Origin of the sequence: Ottowia beijingensis (assembly GCF_013423955.1) — a bacterium.
GTDB lineage: Bacteria > Pseudomonadota > Gammaproteobacteria > Burkholderiales > Burkholderiaceae_C > Ottowia > Ottowia beijingensis.
Genome location: NZ_JACCKX010000001.1, coordinates 367659 through 381445 on the forward strand (window position 1 = coordinate 367659; position 13787 = coordinate 381445).

The following is a 13787-nucleotide window of genomic DNA, read 5'->3' on the forward strand; positions in this document are numbered from 1 at the left end:
CAGCTTCAGGCCGGGCTTGAGATCACCGGAAACAGCGCGCGCCAGATCGCCCGGCTGTCCTGGTGAAAGGCAAATTCGTCCAGCAGCACGTTGGCGCTGAAGCCGCGCGCCGTGTCCGGGTTGGCCGGCAGCGCGGTGATCTTGCTGCTGCCCGGCAGCTCCACCTCCAGGCTGCGCACGCTGGCGTCGAACGGCGTCTCGTACTCCTTGAAGCCCGCCTGCATGCCCCGCAGGTGCAGCTTCACGCCCTCGTTCATGGCCTCGCGCGCCTGGCGCTCGCCGCGGCTGAGGATCACCCAGCGCCGCCGCTGGCCCTGGCTTTCGGCGCGCAGGCAGTCCAGCACGATCTCCAGCGTGCTGGTGAAGGTCTTGCCGCACTGGCGCGCGAACATGGCGATCTTGAAGCGCGACTCGTCCTGCACCCAGCGGCGCTGGTAGTCGTACAGCTGCAGCGCCGGGCTGGCGGTGGCGACAGGCTCAGAGGTCATACGCCGCCTTGATCACCCGCGCCAGCATCTCGGGCGCCACATCACCCGTCCGGCCCAGTTCGTCCAGCTTCTTGCGCTGCTCTTCCAGCACGCGCTTGCGCGTCTCTTCCTCCACCTTGGCTTGAAACAGCTTCAGGTTGACCGAGCTGCGGCTCAGCGTGGCGATGTTCTTGGCCGCGCTGCTCAGCAGCCCCACACGCTCAGACGTGTCGACATCGGAATCGTCCGCTTCCTGCAGCGCCAGAATGGCCTCGAACAGCTCCGTCTGCACCAGCGCCGTCAGCGCCTCGCTGCGCGCGTCCTGCTGTCGCCCGCCTGCTCGCTGATCAGCCGTGCGGCCTCGGTGCTGGCCTTGATCGCGGCCAGGCGCCGGTCCAGCTTCTGGCCGTAGCGGTGCACGGCGCTGCGGCTGGGCAGCTGCCCCGCGTTCGCCTCGGCCGGGTAACGCGCCTGCAGGTCGGCGATCAGCTCATCCAGCGTCTGCGCGCCGGTGGCCAGCATCGCTTCGATGTAGCTCTTGATCTCGGCCGGCAGCCGGCTGATGCTGCTCTTGCGTGCCATGCCCGGTCACCAGTACCTGGCCGGGCGCGCAATGCCCGGCTCGCAATCGACCGTGTACTCGGCCACGTCCACGCCATGCCGCGTCAGGCTCGCGTGCCACGGCCCGTCAGGGCGGCGCTCCACCCGCACCAGCTCACGTTCGTGCAGATACTCCAGCTCGCGCCGCAGCTCCAGCGGCGTGGCGTCGGCGTACACGCTCTGCGCCACCGGCAGCAGCAGTGCCTCCGGGGCGCCCAGCGGGCGCGCGTTGTTCAGCGTCAGCATCACCAGCCAGCGCAGGCTCTCGCGCCGGATGCGCGCCGTGTCAATGTTTTGCATCACTCGCTCCCACCGCGCGCAGCTGCGCGGCTTCCAACTTGCTGCCCAGCGCATCCAGCTTGGCCTCGATCACGCTCTGACCGCGGATGTAGTCCTCGCGCCTCACGTAATGCAGCGGCATGTCGGCCTTGAGCGCCAGCAGATCGCGCTCGATGCGGCGCCAGTTGTCCATCTCCTCGCGCGCCACCGACTCCATGCGGTCCAGCCGGCCCGACAGCGCATCGTGGTTGTCCGAGCGAGCCTTCTCCTGCACATCGAAACGGTGGTCCAGGTGCCGCTGCGTCTGCGCCAGCAACAGCTTGCCGCCCGCAGCGCTCGCCCCCAGCACCGTGATCAACAGCGAAATCAGGTGCCACAAATCCAGCGTGATCTGCATCACTCGCCCCCGATCTCAGACAACAGCGCCGCCGCCTCGGGCTGCACCACCACGATGTGGTCCTGCAGGCCCATCACCTGGTCGGCGAGCCGCCCAGCCTCTGCCGCCAGCTCTGTGTATCGGCCTGCGCACGCGCCGAGTAATCCTCGGGCCGTGGCCGCGTCATCAGCCTCGCGCTCGGCAGCGGCGCACGTGCCTTGGGCACGTCGAACACGGCTCTCGGCGTCGCGCTGGGCGATGGTGTCGCGCAGCCCATCAGCAGTGTGCTCGGCAGCAACAGCGCGATCCAGCAGGCGCTTTTCACGTTGGGCTTGTTCATGGTCCTTCTTCACCTTCTCGCGCGCCATGCGCTGCTCTTCGGCGCGCTCGGCGCGCTGCTTGTCGATCACTGCCTCGCGCTCCTCGAGCTCGCGTTGGTTGTCGGCGCTGCTCCACTCGGTGCGGACCTCCTCGCGGCCCTGCTCGCGGTAGTGCTCCTGGCAGCTGCGCACGCCCAGCAGCAGCGCGCCCACCAGCGCGGCGGCGGCCAGGGCCTTGGCCAGCAGCCACAGCGCGGCGGTCATGGTTGCGGGCTCCACACTGCGCCCCAGCCCGCATAGCGCGGCTGCAGCTCCAGCAGAATCCGGCGCGGGTAATGCAGGTTCTCGCGGCAATGCACGGGCGCGCGGCGGGCCTGGCCGCACGCCCTGTCAATCTCGGCAATCGTGGGCGCGCGCAGCCCGGTACTGCGCGCCTCCGCCTGCCAGTGGCCCTCACCGCCGTTGTAGCCACGCAAGGCCAGCCACAGGCGGTCAAACCGGTTGAAGCGCGCCGGTGCGCGGTCGTACAGAAACTTGTCGTAGCCCACCAGCGCGCGCAGCGCCCAGGTCGGGTTGTGCGGCAGGCAGTCGGCCGTGGGCGTGCTCGTGCGCTCGCACCACCAGCGCGCGGTGGCCGGCATGAATTGCGCCATGCCGCTCGCACCCACGTGGCTCACCGCATCGGCGCGCCAGCCGCTCTCCTGGTGCACCTGCGCGGCGAAAGCGGCCACGGGTGCATCCAGGCCCCACTGGCTGTGCGCCTCGCGCAGCAGCGTCAACTTGTAGCGCGCGGCCGCTTGCGGCGGCTGCACCTGCCCGCGCACCATCGACCACATGCCTGCCGCCATCAACACCAGCAGGGCCGCGATCAGCGTGCACGCCGGCCCCGCCAGCGCGCGCATGGCTCGCCTTGACAGCATCAGGCCCCCAGCCCCATCGCCAGCATGGCCGCCGCCACGATGATCGCGCGGCGCAGCATGGCCGCAGCCATCAGCCTGGGGTTGGCCTCGCTCACCACGCCAAGCACGCACACGTCGTCGGTGCCGCACTCGGGACTGCCCGGCGCCGGCACCTCCTCGGCGTTGTCCTCGTCGGCCTGAAAGCAGTCCGGCCGCGCGTAGGGAACAGGCTGCGGTCAATCCAATATCCGGCCACGGCCGCCATGGCCACCAGGCTCAGCTTGTACACGCTCACCGGCAGCTGCTGCGGCGCCATCAGCCACACCAGCAGCGCCAGCCCCAAGGCCACCAGAAGCCAATCCGTCATGCGCCAGCGGCGCGAAAACAGGTTCAGAAGGTCGGGCACGTCCAGGTCTCCATCGAGAGGGAACAAACGTGCACGGCGCGCTGGCGCTGAAATGGCGCCACGTCGGCACGTGCACACAGTGGCCGAACCCCAGGTGAGACAGGTTGGAGCGCTCGCGCGAGAAGTGCGCGCAGCTTGCGCAGTGGTGGTGCTCGTCGCCGGGGTCGGTGGCCATGCGGGCACTTTGCCGCGCGCGCGCGAGGCGGGCCAACTAAAGCGCTTTGTAGATGCGCCGTGAATGGCGTAGCAGACCAAGAAAAAGCCACGCAGAACGTGGCTTGGTGAAATGCGCGTCGACGCGGGGTAGGCGCCCGCCTGGCCGCGTTACACGAAATGCATGTACGCCTGTTGCCACCATGTTGGGCGCGCGCAGTGTTCCGGGTGGCCATCGGCCACCGCCTGTTCCCACTCGCACATGGCCACCAGCGTCTTCAGGTTCGGCGGCTCTTTCAGGTCAATGGCGCAGCGCCTGGCGTCCCATTCCGCCAGTCTGGCCGGCGTCAGCTCGGCTGCAGGCACGGCCACGATCTCGCCTTGCAGCGCCATGGCCTGCTCGGCCAGCTCCTTGTAGGACTGACGCCGTTCAGAAAAGCCAAACAACAGCGCCATCAACCCGCTGAAGGCAATGACGCTACCCAGCAGCGGCAGGTGATCGGCCAAGGCCTTGCCTGCCACCAGCACGCCGCCGGTCAGAGCCGTGGCCTGGACAAGCTTGTCGCACACGTCAAAACGCTGCCGCTTGCGGTGGTAGCGGAAAGTGATGCGGGCCCAGTTGACCAGCTCCCACCTTTGCCGCCAGCCCGTCTCGTAGGCTTCGGGGACGCATCGTGTTCAACAGTGCTTGTGCTCATGCCCACCATTGTTCCGGTGTTGCGGCCAAGCGGCAACGGGCTGCGGACTACTTTCTTGGTGGCGCAGGCGGCGCGGGCGGCGGCGCAGGCGGCGCGGGCGGCGGCGCCACATTGCGCGTCACATACGTCAGCGCGGCAGAGCCGGTCGACTCATTGAGTGGTGGCGGCGGTGGTGGCGGTGGCGGCGGCGGTGGCGGCGGCGCGTTCTTGTCGGTGGCCATGTTTTTTCCTTATCGGTAGCGCCTAGTTGGCGGCCGGCCGGCTCAATGATTCTGCGCACTGCTTGGCTCGCTCGGCTGCGCCCGCATAGCCCGAGGTGTTGATCGGCAGTGTGTCGTACAGCGTGTCGTAGGGCCAGAACCGAAGGCGCAGTCGCGCATTGCGCGCCTTGGGCAGCGCTTCCAGAATCTTCGGCCCCTGGCTGCTGCCCACCACATGCTGCCCGCCCTTGACGTCCAGCGGCACGAAGTCGAGGTTGTCCAGCTTGACCCCCATGCCATTCAAGTTGTTGTGGAAGGTGTCCTTGTCGGTGCTGGTGCGCACCCCGAACGTCGAACCGGACTCGCTCACCGATATCACCAGATGCGCCGGGATGAACTTGAAGTCGCCGCCCTTCGTGGGGTCTGGTGAAGTCACCGGCGAAATGATCAGGCACGCCGTCTTGCCCGTCATATCGTCCTTGCTGCGCCGAAACTCCCAGGCCCCGGCCCGCGCGCGCCCGCCCAGGTTGCTGTCCCAAACCTTCACCTCTTCGGCCTTGTGCGACGTGGCGCAGGGGCATCCGAATAGGTGATGCGGCCGTCGGGCCCCTCGCACTTGTTCTGGGCCCAGGCCGGCGAGCACAGCAAGGCCAGTGCGGCCAGCGCGAGCGGTGGTGTCTTGATCATCTTCCGTTACTCCTCTTCCGATAGCTGTTGCTCAACGTGGCGCGCCGCTCATCCTCGGCGCGGCAGTTCTCCGTGTGGCCAGCGCGTAGCCGTAGGTGCGGCGCAGGCCCAGCTCGCTCATACCCTTGACGTAGCTGGTGCCCACGTTGGCCGCCGCCCACTCCAGCACCCGCTGGCGCTTGCCGGCGTAGGCATCCAGCGCATCCAGCAGCGCCAGCACGTCGGGCACCGTGGGCTGGGCGGGTGGCGCGGGCTGCTCGGCTGGCTCTGGCGCCCGCTGGTGGTACACGTAGACGTTGCCGCGCACCTGGCCGATCTGCGTGCCCGAGCCCGATTGATCCAGCCGCCAGCCCACGCGCGCCAGCACCCGCCGCAGCAGCGCCATCAACGCGTCGAGCTGCGTGCCCATGTCAGCCCGTTTTTCGCTTGCGGGCGCAGGCGCGCCCACCGTCACTGGGCCGCTGCTGTGGCCCACCTGCACGCCGCCGCCGCTTTGCGTCATCGTCATGCCGCCAGGCAGAGCGCCGCCCACCAGGGCGCCCATCGCCGCGCGTCGCACCGCCGCGGGGGCATCGCGGTAGTAGGCGAGCAGCGTCTGCTCTTCGGGCGATAGCGCCGTGGCCGAACGCTCGCCCGTGAGGATGTAAAGCACGTCAGCGCCTTGAGCAGCCCACGCTGCCAGTACAGCGGCGTTCGGAAACGCGCTCTCCTTTTCCCACGCGATCTGGCTGTTCTTCGACGAAGCGCCAAGCCCAGCGAATGCGGGCTGGGTAAATCCCAGCCGCTCCCGCTCTGCCTTGATGCGCGCGCCAACACCCATTTTCTGCACTCAACTACTTTGCAAGTCCAGTTTGCTGGACTAACATTCGCTTCACCAAAACTCAACAACCCGTGCGACAGCGCCAACTGCTGCACAGAAAACAGGACCCGCCATGGCCCTCAAAACCCGCCAGCAGATCCGGGACGAGTTCGCCGCCAGCGGCGTGCCGTACTCGGCCTGGGCGCGCCAGCGTGGCTACAGCCCCAACATGGTCATCGCCATCGTCAACGACGATGACCGCAACCCCGCCTGAAATGCCTGCGCGGCGACGCGCACAACATCGCCGTCGAACTTGGCCTCAAGCGCGGCCAGGTGTTCAAGGGCGACGCCGGCGACCTGCGCCTGGCAGCGGTGGCGTGAGGCGCGCCATGATTCCGCAGCATCCTACACCGCGGCGCAACCCGCTCGGCTTCGTCGCGGGCGCCCCGTGATGGGCGCGAGCGCCAAGGTGCACGCCATCACGCCGCAGGTGCGGCGCGACGAGCGCGGCAACTACGACCTCGGCGACCGCTCGCCCGAGATGGCCCGCGCCATCGCGGCCGACATCCGCCGCCGCGCGCTCACCGAACCCGGCTTTCTGGATCACTGGAAGCCGGCTCCCGCAGCCACCGCGCCGCATCCAGCAACGTGTAGAACCAGCCCGCATCATCCGGCGCCCGCTGCGCATGCTCCTGCAGCTGCTGCGCCAGCGCATCGGCGCTCAGCACGCCTGCGGCGTCCAGCGCGCGCGCCAGCGCCAGCCACATCTGCGCGTGCGCGTCGAGCATTGAGCCGTGGGCCTGCAGCACGTAGCGGTCGCTCTCGCGCCGCAGCTGCGCCAGGTGGTGTTCTTTCTGGGGTCGGTCATGAATCGCTCCTGGTTGACTTCGATGCGGTCATTGTTGGCCGCCGCCCGCGGCGCCACCAGCCCCACGCCGGCGATTTGTTTGGAAGGCGGTGCGGCATGAGCGCGCGCCTGTCTCCAAGCCGCCGCAAGTTCTGGAAGACCTACCAGCCCACCACGCTGCGCGCCGCGCTCGAAGGCTGCAAGGAGCACGCCCGCGAGGCCGGAACCTCAGCGTCGAGCGCATCGCCACCGACATGGGGCTGAACGACCACTGGTCGCTCTACAAGTGGATCGAGTCCGGCCGCTTCCCCGCCGTGCTGCTCACCACCTACCAGAACGTGTGTGGCATCAACCTGGTCACGCGCTGGATGGCCATGCACGAGCGGCGCCTGCTGGTGGACATGCCCGTGGGCAAGGCCGGCGACGAGGACGACATGGTGGCCCTGGCCACCCAGTTCAGCCAGGCCGTGCAGCTGCTGCGCGACTTCTACAAGAGCAACGGCGCCACCGACCCGGCGCCGGTGCTCGACGCCCTGCGCTCTCACCTGGAGAGCGTGGCCCATCACCACATCAACGTGGCTGGCTTCAGCCAGCCCGAGCTGGACTTTGCGCCATGACCGACGTCTTCACGCCCCACATCAGCGCGGTCGACACCCGCCGCGGCTGCGTCATCGTCACCAGCATGCACCTGGGCCGCGCGCACCAGGTCGTGCTCAGCCCCGCGCAGGCGCGCGATCTGGCCTTGCGCCTGGTCGAGCAGGCCGCCCGGGCCGACCCGCCGCCGCGCCTGCACGGCGCCGAGGTGACCGAGTTCCTGCCCAGCGGCTACCCCGAGGAGGCCGCGGCATGAGCCAGGACACCCGCAACCTCACCCTGCGCACCCTCGACGTGCTGGAGGCCCTGTGCGGCTACGCCGCCACCGGCGCCACCAACGGCGAGCTGGCCGAGGCAGTCAAAACCAGCGCCCCCAACATCACGCGCGCCATGGCGCAGCTGATTGAAAAGGGCTGGGCACGCAAGGACGAACAGACCGGCCGCTTCTTCCCCAGGCCCGACTTCACGCGCCTGGCCTTCCGCGTGATGGCTGATTTCGACCGCATCACCCGGCGCTACGACGACATGCGCCGATCCATGACCGGCCAATGAGCCGCGCCATTTTCTTTTCTTCAACCAACCGACGCCTGAATCCACCCATGTCACGCACCGCAAACGCCAAACGCGCCCCAACCGAATCTGCCGAAATCCTGCCAGCTGCCGCCAGTGCCGTCGAAGCCGGGCAAGCCCTGCAAATTGCCACCGAGCAGTCTGCCCGCGCCTTGGCGGCGCAGCTCGGCTACGAAGGCGCCGTCGCCGTCGGCGCGCTGGAGGACGGCATCCGCTTCTACCAGCGCCGCACCGTCGAGGCCATTCTGGAAACCGGCAAGCGCCTGCTGCTGCTCAAGGTTGACGCCGCACGGCGAATTCATCAGCCGCTGCGAGCTGCTCGGCTTTGCCGACCGCACCGCGCGCCGCTTCATGCAGGCGGCGGCCAAAACCGCCAAATCGGCCAATTTGGCCGTTTTGAGCGCCCAGGTCAAATCGGCGTCGGCATTCCTGGAGCTGGTCACCCACGACGACGACGATCTGGAGGCGCTCAGGGACATCGACGACATCGACCGCATGTCCGCCAGCGAGCTGCGTGCCGCGCTGCGCGAGATCAAGGCCGAGTCCGAGGCCACCAGCGAAGTCCTGGCCAAGAAGAACGCCAAGATCGACAAGCTGGAGCGCGAGAAGAAGCTGATCGCCCGGCTGCCGCCCGAGGAGGCTTGGGCGGCGGTCAAGAAAGAAGCCTCCGCGATCATGGCCGACGCGCTGGGCGCCATCCGCGGCAACTTCCGCCAGGCGCTGGTGGCCCTGGCCGATGAGCGCGACGTGGGCGCCGACAACGCCGTCTTCATGGCCGGCCTGGTGGGCCAGCTCGCGGCCGAGCTGGCCGCGCTGCGCAGCGAGTTCGATCTGCCCGACGTGAGCAACGCCGCCGACCAGGCGCTGATGGCCGAAGTGGCCCAGTGGGCGCCCCAGGCCGCCGCTGCCAACTGAAGGGGCGCACCATGCGCAAGCGCGTGCCGGCCCCCGTGGCCGAGGTCATTGTCAACACCGGGCAGTCGGTAGCCAGCGCCGCGCGCGGCGAACGCGGCGCCCTGGTGGCGGCGGCGGCCCAGGCCACCGGGCGCTCGCGCGCCACGGTGTACCGGCACATGCGGGCCATGTCGGTGCAGCCCGCGCGGCGCCAGCGTGCCGATGCCGGCACCACCAGCGTCACGCGCGAGGAGGCGCTGGCCATCAGCGAGCTGCTGATGGCCGCCATGCGCAAGAACAACAAGCGCCTGATGACCGTGGCCGATGCCCTGCAGGTGCTGCGCTACGACGGCAGCGTGCGCTGCGAACGCGTCGACCCGGCCACCGGCGAGGTGTCGCCGCTGTCGGCCGCCGCGGTGGAGCGCGCGCTGCGCTTGTACGGCGTGCACCCCCGGCAGCTGCTGCGCCCGGCGCCCACCACCGAGATGCAAAGCCTGCACCCCAACCACGTCTGGCAGATCGACGCCAGCCTGTGCGTGCTGTACTACCTGAGCAACGGCCAGGCCGTGGGCGACGGCCTGCAGGTGCTCGACGCCGACAAGTTCTACAAGAACAAGCCCAAGGCGCTGGAGCGCGTGGAGGCCGAGCGCGTGTGGCGCTACGTGGTCACCGACCACTACAGCGGCGCGCTCTTCGTGCACTACGTGATGGGCGCCGAGAGCGCGCTCAACCTGGCCGAGAGCTTCATCGCCGCCATCTGCCAGCGCACCGTGGGCGGCCAGGCCGACCCCTTCCACGGCGTGCCGCTGATGGTCTACATGGACCGCGGCGCGGCCAACACCAGCGGCATGGCGCGCAACCTGTTCCGCCGCCTGCAGGTGCGGCAAGAGGCGCACATGCCCGGCGCGCCCTGGGCCACCGGACAGGTGGAGAAGGCGCAGGACATCGTGGAGCGCAAGTTCGAGGCCGCACTGCGCTTTCAGCCCGTGCACAGCCTGGCGCAGCTCAACGACAGCGCCCGCTGCTGGGCGCGGCACTTCAACGCCAGCGCCGAGCACAGCCGCCACGGCCGCACCCGCACCGACCTGTGGCTGACGATTGCGCCCGAGCAGCTGCGCGTGGCCCCCGCGCCCGAGCTGTGCCGCGAGCTGCTGACGCACGAGCCGGTGGCACGCCGCATCACGCAAACGCTCACCGTCGAGTTCAAGGGCCGCGAGTACGACCTGCGCCCAGCGCTGCAGCAGCTGGGCGACGTGATGGTCGGCGAGAAGCTGCTGGTCACCTACAACCCCTACGCCACGGCCAGCGCATGCATCGTGGAAGTGGCCGAAGACGGCAGCGAGCGGCTCATCGCCATCCCGCAGGTCGAGCGCAACGACGCGGGCCTGCGCACCGACGCGCCGGTGTTCGGCCTGGGCTTTGCCGCCATGCCGCAAACCGCCGCCGACCGCCACCGCAGCGAGATCGCGCGCCGCACCTACGACGCCGCCACCGACGAAGAGGCCGAGCGCGCGCGCAAGGCCAAGGCGCTGCCCTTCGGCGGCCGCATCGACCCGCTGCGCCAGGCGCGCGAGGCCGTGCTGCCCACGCCCATCCCCAAGCGCGGCACGCCGCTGCAGCCCACCGTGCAGGCCCCGGCCGCTGCGGCCGAGCCGCGCCTGCTCACCCACTTCGAGGCCACGCGCGAGCTGACGGCGCTGGGCGTGGCCATGAATCCCGAGCGCGTTTCCCAGCTGCGCGCCTGGCACCCCGAGGGCGTGCCGGAAGACCAGCTGGCAACCCTGCAGCACCGCCTCACCGTCCGCGCTGGTTTGCGCGTGGTGGGTGGCGTGGCTGCGAATGAGTGAAGGAAGGAACCATGCGAACCCAGACCCGAGAAGAAGAGCTGTCGCACAAGCTGCTGGAGCATCTGGCCAAGGAAAAACCGCGCCGCGCGGTCGTCGCCTTGCTGTTGGCCGCATCGGCCATTGCCAAGGCGTGCAACGACAACCAGGGCGTGGCCGAGATCATGCGCGTCACGGCCGACCACGTCGAGAACGACCTCGCCGTTGACTTGGTGGCGCTGCAATGACCCTCGCCAACACCCTCGGCCGCATCGCGCTCAGCCAGCGCGATCTGGCCCGTGAGAGCGGCCAGAGCCTGGCGGCCATCAACGCCATCGTCAGCCGCGGTGAATGGCCCAAGCGCCGCACCGCCGCCGTGCGCGCCAGCGTGGTCGACGCGCTGCGCAACGCCGGTGCCACCACCGCCGAGCTGCGCGATGTGTCGCTGGCCACCGGCGACGACGCCAAAGAAAAGGCCCCGAGCGCGCCAACGCCCGAGGCCTGTGTTTCCGCCCCTGTCGAAGTCAACCAAAACCCAACCGAGAAGGAAGAACCGATGTTACTGCAGAACACCCCCATCACCCCACAGGCGCTCAAGCACTTCAAGCTGCCGCGCAGCCCTTCGTGGATGACGTGCAAAGCCGCGACGACGTGTACCAGAGCCCGGCGGTGCGCTACGCCCGCGCCGCGCTGCTGGACGTGGCGCAGAACCACGGCTTCTTCGCGATGGTGGCCGAGTCGGGCGCCGGCAAGACCACGCTGGCCGAAGAGCTGGAGCAGCGGCTGATCGACGAGGGCAAAGACATCGTCATCATCAAGCCCTACGTGCTGGCCATGGAGGCCACCGACACCAAGGGCAAGACCCTGCGCGCCACGCACATCGCCGAGGCCATTGCCTACGCGCTGGATCCGCAACTCAAGATCAAGAGGAGCCCGCAGGCGCGCTTTGCCCAGCTGCACCAGCTGCTGCGCGACAGCCGCCGCGCCGGCCGCCGCCACCTGCTGCTGATCGAGGAGGCGCACTGCCTGCCGCTGGCCACGCTCAAGCACCTCAAGCGCTTCCTGGAGCTGAAGGACGGCATGCAGCGCGTGATCGGCGTGGCGCTGATCGCCCAGCCCGAGCTGCGCAACGTGCTGCACAGCCAGAACCCCGAGGTGCGCGAGGTGATGCAGCGCTGCGAGGTGGTGGAGCTGCCGCCGCTGGACAACGACCTGGAGGGCTACCTGCAGCACAAGTTCGCGCGCTTCGACCTGCGGCCAGAGGATGTGTTCGAGCCCGATGCCTTCAACGCGCTGCGCGCGCGCCTGATCCGCACGCCGCGCGGCGCCAAGGGTGGTGATGGAGCCGTGAGCACCTGCTACCCGCTGGCCGTGCACAACCTGGTGGCCCGCGCCATGAACGCCGCCGCCGCGGCCGGTTACCCCAAGGTCGACGCGGCCGTGGTGACCCACTGCTGATGGAGGCCGCCATGCACCAGACCCTGCACCTGTACCTGGTCAAGATCACCTGCCTGGGCTGCGCGCGCTACGAGCTGCGCGCCTGCAGCAGCAGCTGCGATGCCATCGTCGATGCGCTCACGCGCTACCCGCAGGCCCGCGCCGTGGGCGCGCGAAAGGTCGGTCCATGAGCGCCGCCGTCAACGACACCACGCGCCGCTTCCCGCGCACCGAGGGCGAGGCCTTCCGCACCGCCAGCTGGCGCAACCCCATTGAAGGCCCGTACCACCGCCCGCGCTGGCTGCTCGAGGCCGTGCGCTGGGCGCTGGTGGTGCTGGCCGCCCTGGCCATGGTGGGGGCGCAGCTGTGATCACCCACCGCCTGATGACCGAGCGCTACGAGGCCATCGTGCGCCTGCTGTACGCCCAGGGCCGCGCCAGCGCGGCCGATCTGCTCAGCCTGTACCGCGCCCAGCCGCTGACGGCCAAGCGGCTGCACGCCATCCTGGACGATCTGGCCGGCTACGGCTGGGTGAGCCGCGTGCACGATCACCGGCGCACCGGCGCCCGCGCCGTGGCCTGGGTGGTGGCCGACGAGGTGCTGGCGCACCTGCAGCAGCCGGCGCGCCTGCCGCTGCACCCCGGCCATCTGCCGCCCGGCGCGGCCGCCACGCGGCGCGCGCCGCCGGCCCCGCCCGCGCGGCGCGGCCCGGTCACGCCGCCCACCTACCGCGCCGCGCCCCAGCCCTACGTGCCGCCGCCCGCGCCGCCGCTGCGGCCCGGCGCGCTCGACTTTCTTGCCCACCCCAGCCACGGAGCCTGCCGATGAGCACTACCGCCACCACCCCCGCGCCCGCGCCCGATCCCGAATCGCGCGCCTTCGTCGACCTGGCGCACCAGCTGCTGGCCGTGCTGCGCGCCGACGCGCCCGACGCCGCCACCGCGCTCGACGCGCTGATCCACACCTACGTCGCCATCGTGCGCACGCACCCGCAGCTCGGCCACCTGGCGCAGCGCAGCCTGGTCAGCGCCTCGCGCGCGCTGCTGGCCAGCCACGGCGCGCCGCCCACGCTGCCGCCATCCACCGCCTTCCATTGACCGGAGACCCGCCATGACCACCACCCCACTCGACACCATGCGCAAGCAGGCGGCCAGCTACGCCGCCGCGCGCGACAAGCTGGCCGCCCTGGTGCAGGCCATGAAAGACGAGATCTCCACCGTCGAGCGCGGCGCCATGCCCGACATCCTGCGCGCCGCGCGCAAGATCGCCGCGCTGCACAACGACCTGGCCGCCGACATAGCGGCGCACCCCGAATGCTTCGCGCGCCCGCGCACCATCGTCGTCGATGGCTTGAAATTCGGCCTCCAGAAACAGCGCGGCAAGATGACGTGGGACAGCGATGAGCAGCTGGTCGCGCGCATCGACAAGCTGGCCGCCGAAGGCGCGCTGACACACGAGCAGGCCGTGATGCTGGTGGTCAACCAGCCCCGCCCCGTGGCCGCCGCCCTTGAACAGCTCGACGGCAAGCTGCTCAAGCGCCTGGGCGTCACGGTGACGGCAGACACCGACGCGCCGCTGATCAAGAGCGTGGACGGCGACGTCGAAAGACCGTCAGCGCCATCGTCAAGCAGGCCGTCAAGGGCGCGGAGGTGGCGGCGTGAACAAGGCCAATGTGATCAAGGCGCTGAGCGACAAGGCTGCCGAGCACGCTACCTGGGCTTCGCTCCGTGATGACGAG

The 13787-nt window shown here is 69.6% G+C and carries 27 protein-coding genes and 2 pseudogenes; 15 read left to right on the plus strand and 14 right to left on the minus strand.

The genetic code is table 11. The features are described from left to right. Positions 1-5: 5 nt before the first annotated feature. The 12 genes and pseudogenes from H0I39_RS21340 to H0I39_RS01880 form a co-directional block, all read right to left on the minus strand. Positions 6-488: a terminase large subunit domain-containing protein gene (locus H0I39_RS21340; protein WP_257645557.1), complete on the minus strand. Its 483-nt coding sequence runs from the start codon at positions 486-488 to the stop codon at positions 6-8. Continuing rightward, a pseudogene (locus H0I39_RS23845) lies at positions 478-1049 on the minus strand (phage protein Gp27 family protein). Before H0I39_RS23845 ends, H0I39_RS21340 begins: the two are co-directional and overlap by 11 nt. Before the next feature lie 6 nt (positions 1050-1055). After that, complete coding sequence (locus H0I39_RS01835; protein ID WP_180549369.1) at positions 1056-1367, minus strand: hypothetical protein; 312 nt, start codon at positions 1365-1367, stop codon at positions 1056-1058. Next, a complete protein-coding gene (locus H0I39_RS01840) occupies positions 1354-1743 on the minus strand; it encodes a hypothetical protein (RefSeq protein WP_180549370.1) in 390 nt (129 codons plus the stop codon). The genes H0I39_RS01835 and H0I39_RS01840 overlap by 14 nt, the downstream gene beginning before the upstream one ends. Then, on the minus strand, positions 1743-2306 hold the full coding sequence (locus H0I39_RS01845; protein ID WP_180549371.1) for a hypothetical protein: 564 nt from the start codon (positions 2304-2306) through the stop codon (positions 1743-1745). Before H0I39_RS01845 ends, H0I39_RS01840 begins: the two co-directional genes overlap by 1 nt. Beyond that, positions 2303-2944: a transglycosylase SLT domain-containing protein gene (locus tag H0I39_RS01850; protein WP_257645559.1), complete on the minus strand. Its 642-nt coding sequence runs from the start codon at positions 2942-2944 to the stop codon at positions 2303-2305. Before H0I39_RS01850 ends, H0I39_RS01845 begins: the two co-directional genes overlap by 4 nt. 17 nt (positions 2945-2961) lie before the next feature. Further along, positions 2962-3308, minus strand: a pseudogene (locus H0I39_RS23850) (putative holin). A gap of 363 nt (positions 3309-3671) precedes the next feature. Next, a complete protein-coding gene (locus tag H0I39_RS01860) occupies positions 3672-4070 on the minus strand; it encodes a hypothetical protein (RefSeq protein ID WP_180549372.1) in 399 nt (132 codons plus the stop codon). 175 nt (positions 4071-4245) lie between these two features. Then, entirely contained in the window at positions 4246-4419 is a 174-nt protein-coding gene (locus tag H0I39_RS01865; protein ID WP_180549373.1) for a hypothetical protein, read from the minus strand. A gap of 22 nt (positions 4420-4441) precedes the next feature. Next, positions 4442-4870 (minus strand): hypothetical protein, encoded by a 429-nt coding sequence (locus tag H0I39_RS01870; protein ID WP_180549374.1) that lies wholly within the window; start codon positions 4868-4870, stop codon positions 4442-4444. Positions 4871-4941: 71 nt separating this feature from the next. Further along, the gene (locus H0I39_RS01875) at positions 4942-5085 is read right to left on the minus strand and encodes a DUF4124 domain-containing protein (protein ID WP_180549375.1); all 144 of its coding nucleotides are present in this window, start codon (positions 5083-5085) and stop codon (positions 4942-4944) included. A 31-nt stretch (positions 5086-5116) separates the two neighbouring features. Then, entirely contained in the window at positions 5117-5737 is a 621-nt protein-coding gene (locus H0I39_RS01880) for a hypothetical protein (protein ID WP_180549376.1), read from the minus strand. A 280-nt stretch (positions 5738-6017) separates the two neighbouring features. Between H0I39_RS01880 and H0I39_RS21365 the strand changes: the two genes are divergently transcribed. Continuing rightward, the gene (locus H0I39_RS21365; RefSeq protein ID WP_257645560.1) at positions 6018-6158 is read left to right on the plus strand and encodes a helix-turn-helix domain-containing protein; all 141 of its coding nucleotides are present in this window, start codon (positions 6018-6020) and stop codon (positions 6156-6158) included. A 307-nt stretch (positions 6159-6465) separates the two neighbouring features. Here H0I39_RS21365 and H0I39_RS01890 read toward each other — a convergent pair whose 3' ends face one another. Continuing rightward, positions 6466-6693: a hypothetical protein gene (locus H0I39_RS01890; protein WP_180549377.1), complete on the minus strand. Its 228-nt coding sequence runs from the start codon at positions 6691-6693 to the stop codon at positions 6466-6468. Between the two features lie 155 nt (positions 6694-6848). Here H0I39_RS01890 and H0I39_RS01895 point away from each other — a divergent pair, with 155 nt between their 5' ends. The 4 genes from H0I39_RS01895 to H0I39_RS01910 are packed head-to-tail and all read left to right on the plus strand — an operon-like array spanning position 6849 to position 7877. Then, positions 6849-6995, plus strand: a complete 147-nt coding sequence (locus H0I39_RS01895) for a hypothetical protein (RefSeq protein ID WP_180549378.1) — start codon at positions 6849-6851, stop codon at positions 6993-6995. Continuing rightward, complete coding sequence (locus H0I39_RS01900; protein ID WP_180549379.1) at positions 6986-7348, plus strand: hypothetical protein; 363 nt, start codon at positions 6986-6988, stop codon at positions 7346-7348. Before H0I39_RS01895 ends, H0I39_RS01900 begins: the two co-directional genes overlap by 10 nt. Continuing rightward, positions 7345-7581 (plus strand): hypothetical protein, encoded by a 237-nt coding sequence (locus H0I39_RS01905; protein WP_180549380.1) that lies wholly within the window; start codon positions 7345-7347, stop codon positions 7579-7581. The genes H0I39_RS01900 and H0I39_RS01905 overlap by 4 nt, the downstream gene beginning before the upstream one ends. Further along, a complete protein-coding gene (locus tag H0I39_RS01910; protein WP_180549381.1) occupies positions 7578-7877 on the plus strand; it encodes a helix-turn-helix domain-containing protein in 300 nt (99 codons plus the stop codon). The genes H0I39_RS01905 and H0I39_RS01910 overlap by 4 nt, the downstream gene beginning before the upstream one ends. A 50-nt stretch (positions 7878-7927) precedes the next feature. Here the strand turns inward: H0I39_RS01910 and H0I39_RS21370 are convergent, their stop codons facing one another. Continuing rightward, a complete protein-coding gene (locus tag H0I39_RS21370) occupies positions 7928-8308 on the minus strand; it encodes a hypothetical protein (protein WP_257645561.1) in 381 nt (126 codons plus the stop codon). On the opposite strand from H0I39_RS21370, the gene H0I39_RS21375 reads away from it, so the two are divergent. From H0I39_RS21375 to H0I39_RS01955, 10 genes are read left to right on the plus strand one after another with little or no spacing between them, the layout of a single operon-like run. Next, positions 8292-8810 (plus strand): hypothetical protein, encoded by a 519-nt coding sequence (locus H0I39_RS21375; RefSeq protein ID WP_257645562.1) that lies wholly within the window; start codon positions 8292-8294, stop codon positions 8808-8810. The genes H0I39_RS21370 and H0I39_RS21375 overlap by 17 nt on opposite strands. 11 nt (positions 8811-8821) lie before the next feature. Continuing rightward, positions 8822-10636 carry a DDE-type integrase/transposase/recombinase gene (locus H0I39_RS01920; RefSeq protein ID WP_180549382.1) on the plus strand — a complete coding sequence of 605 codons (1815 nt, stop codon included), beginning with the start codon at positions 8822-8824 and terminating at the stop codon, positions 10634-10636. Positions 10637-10647: 11 nt separating this feature from the next. After that, a complete protein-coding gene (locus H0I39_RS01925) occupies positions 10648-10860 on the plus strand; it encodes a hypothetical protein (protein WP_180549383.1) in 213 nt (70 codons plus the stop codon). Further along, complete coding sequence (locus H0I39_RS21380) at positions 10857-11399, plus strand: hypothetical protein (protein WP_257645563.1); 543 nt, start codon at positions 10857-10859, stop codon at positions 11397-11399. Before H0I39_RS01925 ends, H0I39_RS21380 begins: the two co-directional genes overlap by 4 nt. Then, complete coding sequence (locus H0I39_RS21385) at positions 11339-12070, plus strand: ExeA family protein (RefSeq protein ID WP_257645936.1); 732 nt, start codon at positions 11339-11341, stop codon at positions 12068-12070. Before H0I39_RS21380 ends, H0I39_RS21385 begins: the two co-directional genes overlap by 61 nt. Before the next feature lie 11 nt (positions 12071-12081). Further along, entirely contained in the window at positions 12082-12240 is a 159-nt protein-coding gene (locus tag H0I39_RS01935; RefSeq protein ID WP_180549384.1) for a hypothetical protein, read from the plus strand. Beyond that, positions 12237-12419: a hypothetical protein gene (locus H0I39_RS01940; protein WP_180549385.1), complete on the plus strand. Its 183-nt coding sequence runs from the start codon at positions 12237-12239 to the stop codon at positions 12417-12419. The genes H0I39_RS01935 and H0I39_RS01940 overlap by 4 nt, the downstream gene beginning before the upstream one ends. Beyond that, positions 12416-12877 carry a hypothetical protein gene (locus H0I39_RS01945; protein ID WP_180549386.1) on the plus strand — a complete coding sequence of 154 codons (462 nt, stop codon included), beginning with the start codon at positions 12416-12418 and terminating at the stop codon, positions 12875-12877. Before H0I39_RS01940 ends, H0I39_RS01945 begins: the two co-directional genes overlap by 4 nt. Further along, on the plus strand, positions 12874-13146 hold the full coding sequence (locus H0I39_RS01950; protein WP_180549387.1) for a hypothetical protein: 273 nt from the start codon (positions 12874-12876) through the stop codon (positions 13144-13146). Before H0I39_RS01945 ends, H0I39_RS01950 begins: the two co-directional genes overlap by 4 nt. Before the next feature lie 13 nt (positions 13147-13159). Beyond that, positions 13160-13780, plus strand: a complete 621-nt coding sequence (locus H0I39_RS01955) for a hypothetical protein (RefSeq protein WP_180549388.1) — start codon at positions 13160-13162, stop codon at positions 13778-13780. Positions 13781-13787 lie beyond the last annotated feature (7 nt).

Excerpts from the sequence above, each read along its gene's own strand:
- H0I39_RS01935 (WP_180549384.1), top strand. The coding sequence starts at position 12,082 with ATGCACCAGACCCTGCACCTGTACCTGGTCAAGATCACCTGCCTGGGC.
- H0I39_RS21365 (WP_257645560.1), top strand. The coding sequence starts at position 6,018 with ATGGCCCTCAAAACCCGCCAGCAGATCCGGGACGAGTTCGCCGCCAGC.
- H0I39_RS01950 (WP_180549387.1), top strand. The coding sequence starts at position 12,874 with ATGAGCACTACCGCCACCACCCCCGCGCCCGCGCCCGATCCCGAATCG.
- H0I39_RS01870 (WP_180549374.1), bottom strand. The coding sequence starts at position 4,870 with ATGACGGGCAAGACGGCGTGCCTGATCATTTCGCCGGTGACTTCACCA.
- H0I39_RS01850 (WP_257645559.1), bottom strand. The coding sequence starts at position 2,944 with ATGCGCGCGCTGGCGGGGCCGGCGTGCACGCTGATCGCGGCCCTGCTG.
- H0I39_RS01900 (WP_180549379.1), top strand. The coding sequence starts at position 6,986 with ATGGGGCTGAACGACCACTGGTCGCTCTACAAGTGGATCGAGTCCGGC.
- H0I39_RS01925 (WP_180549383.1), top strand. The coding sequence starts at position 10,648 with ATGCGAACCCAGACCCGAGAAGAAGAGCTGTCGCACAAGCTGCTGGAG.
- H0I39_RS01845 (WP_180549371.1), bottom strand. The coding sequence starts at position 2,306 with ATGACCGCCGCGCTGTGGCTGCTGGCCAAGGCCCTGGCCGCCGCCGCG.
- H0I39_RS01875 (WP_180549375.1), bottom strand. The coding sequence starts at position 5,085 with ATGATCAAGACACCACCGCTCGCGCTGGCCGCACTGGCCTTGCTGTGC.
- H0I39_RS01920 (WP_180549382.1), top strand. The coding sequence starts at position 8,822 with ATGCGCAAGCGCGTGCCGGCCCCCGTGGCCGAGGTCATTGTCAACACC.
- H0I39_RS01865 (WP_180549373.1), bottom strand. The coding sequence starts at position 4,419 with ATGGCCACCGACAAGAACGCGCCGCCGCCACCGCCGCCGCCACCGCCA.
- H0I39_RS01910 (WP_180549381.1), top strand. The coding sequence starts at position 7,578 with ATGAGCCAGGACACCCGCAACCTCACCCTGCGCACCCTCGACGTGCTG.
- H0I39_RS21380 (WP_257645563.1), top strand. The coding sequence starts at position 10,857 with ATGACCCTCGCCAACACCCTCGGCCGCATCGCGCTCAGCCAGCGCGAT.
- H0I39_RS01895 (WP_180549378.1), top strand. The coding sequence starts at position 6,849 with ATGAGCGCGCGCCTGTCTCCAAGCCGCCGCAAGTTCTGGAAGACCTAC.
- H0I39_RS01835 (WP_180549369.1), bottom strand. The coding sequence starts at position 1,367 with ATGCAAAACATTGACACGGCGCGCATCCGGCGCGAGAGCCTGCGCTGG.
- H0I39_RS21385 (WP_257645936.1), top strand. The coding sequence starts at position 11,339 with ATGGTGGCCGAGTCGGGCGCCGGCAAGACCACGCTGGCCGAAGAGCTG.
- H0I39_RS01905 (WP_180549380.1), top strand. The coding sequence starts at position 7,345 with ATGACCGACGTCTTCACGCCCCACATCAGCGCGGTCGACACCCGCCGC.
- H0I39_RS21340 (WP_257645557.1), bottom strand. The coding sequence starts at position 488 with ATGACCTCTGAGCCTGTCGCCACCGCCAGCCCGGCGCTGCAGCTGTAC.
- H0I39_RS01940 (WP_180549385.1), top strand. The coding sequence starts at position 12,237 with ATGAGCGCCGCCGTCAACGACACCACGCGCCGCTTCCCGCGCACCGAG.
- H0I39_RS01955 (WP_180549388.1), top strand. The coding sequence starts at position 13,160 with ATGACCACCACCCCACTCGACACCATGCGCAAGCAGGCGGCCAGCTAC.
- H0I39_RS01840 (WP_180549370.1), bottom strand. The coding sequence starts at position 1,743 with ATGCAGATCACGCTGGATTTGTGGCACCTGATTTCGCTGTTGATCACG.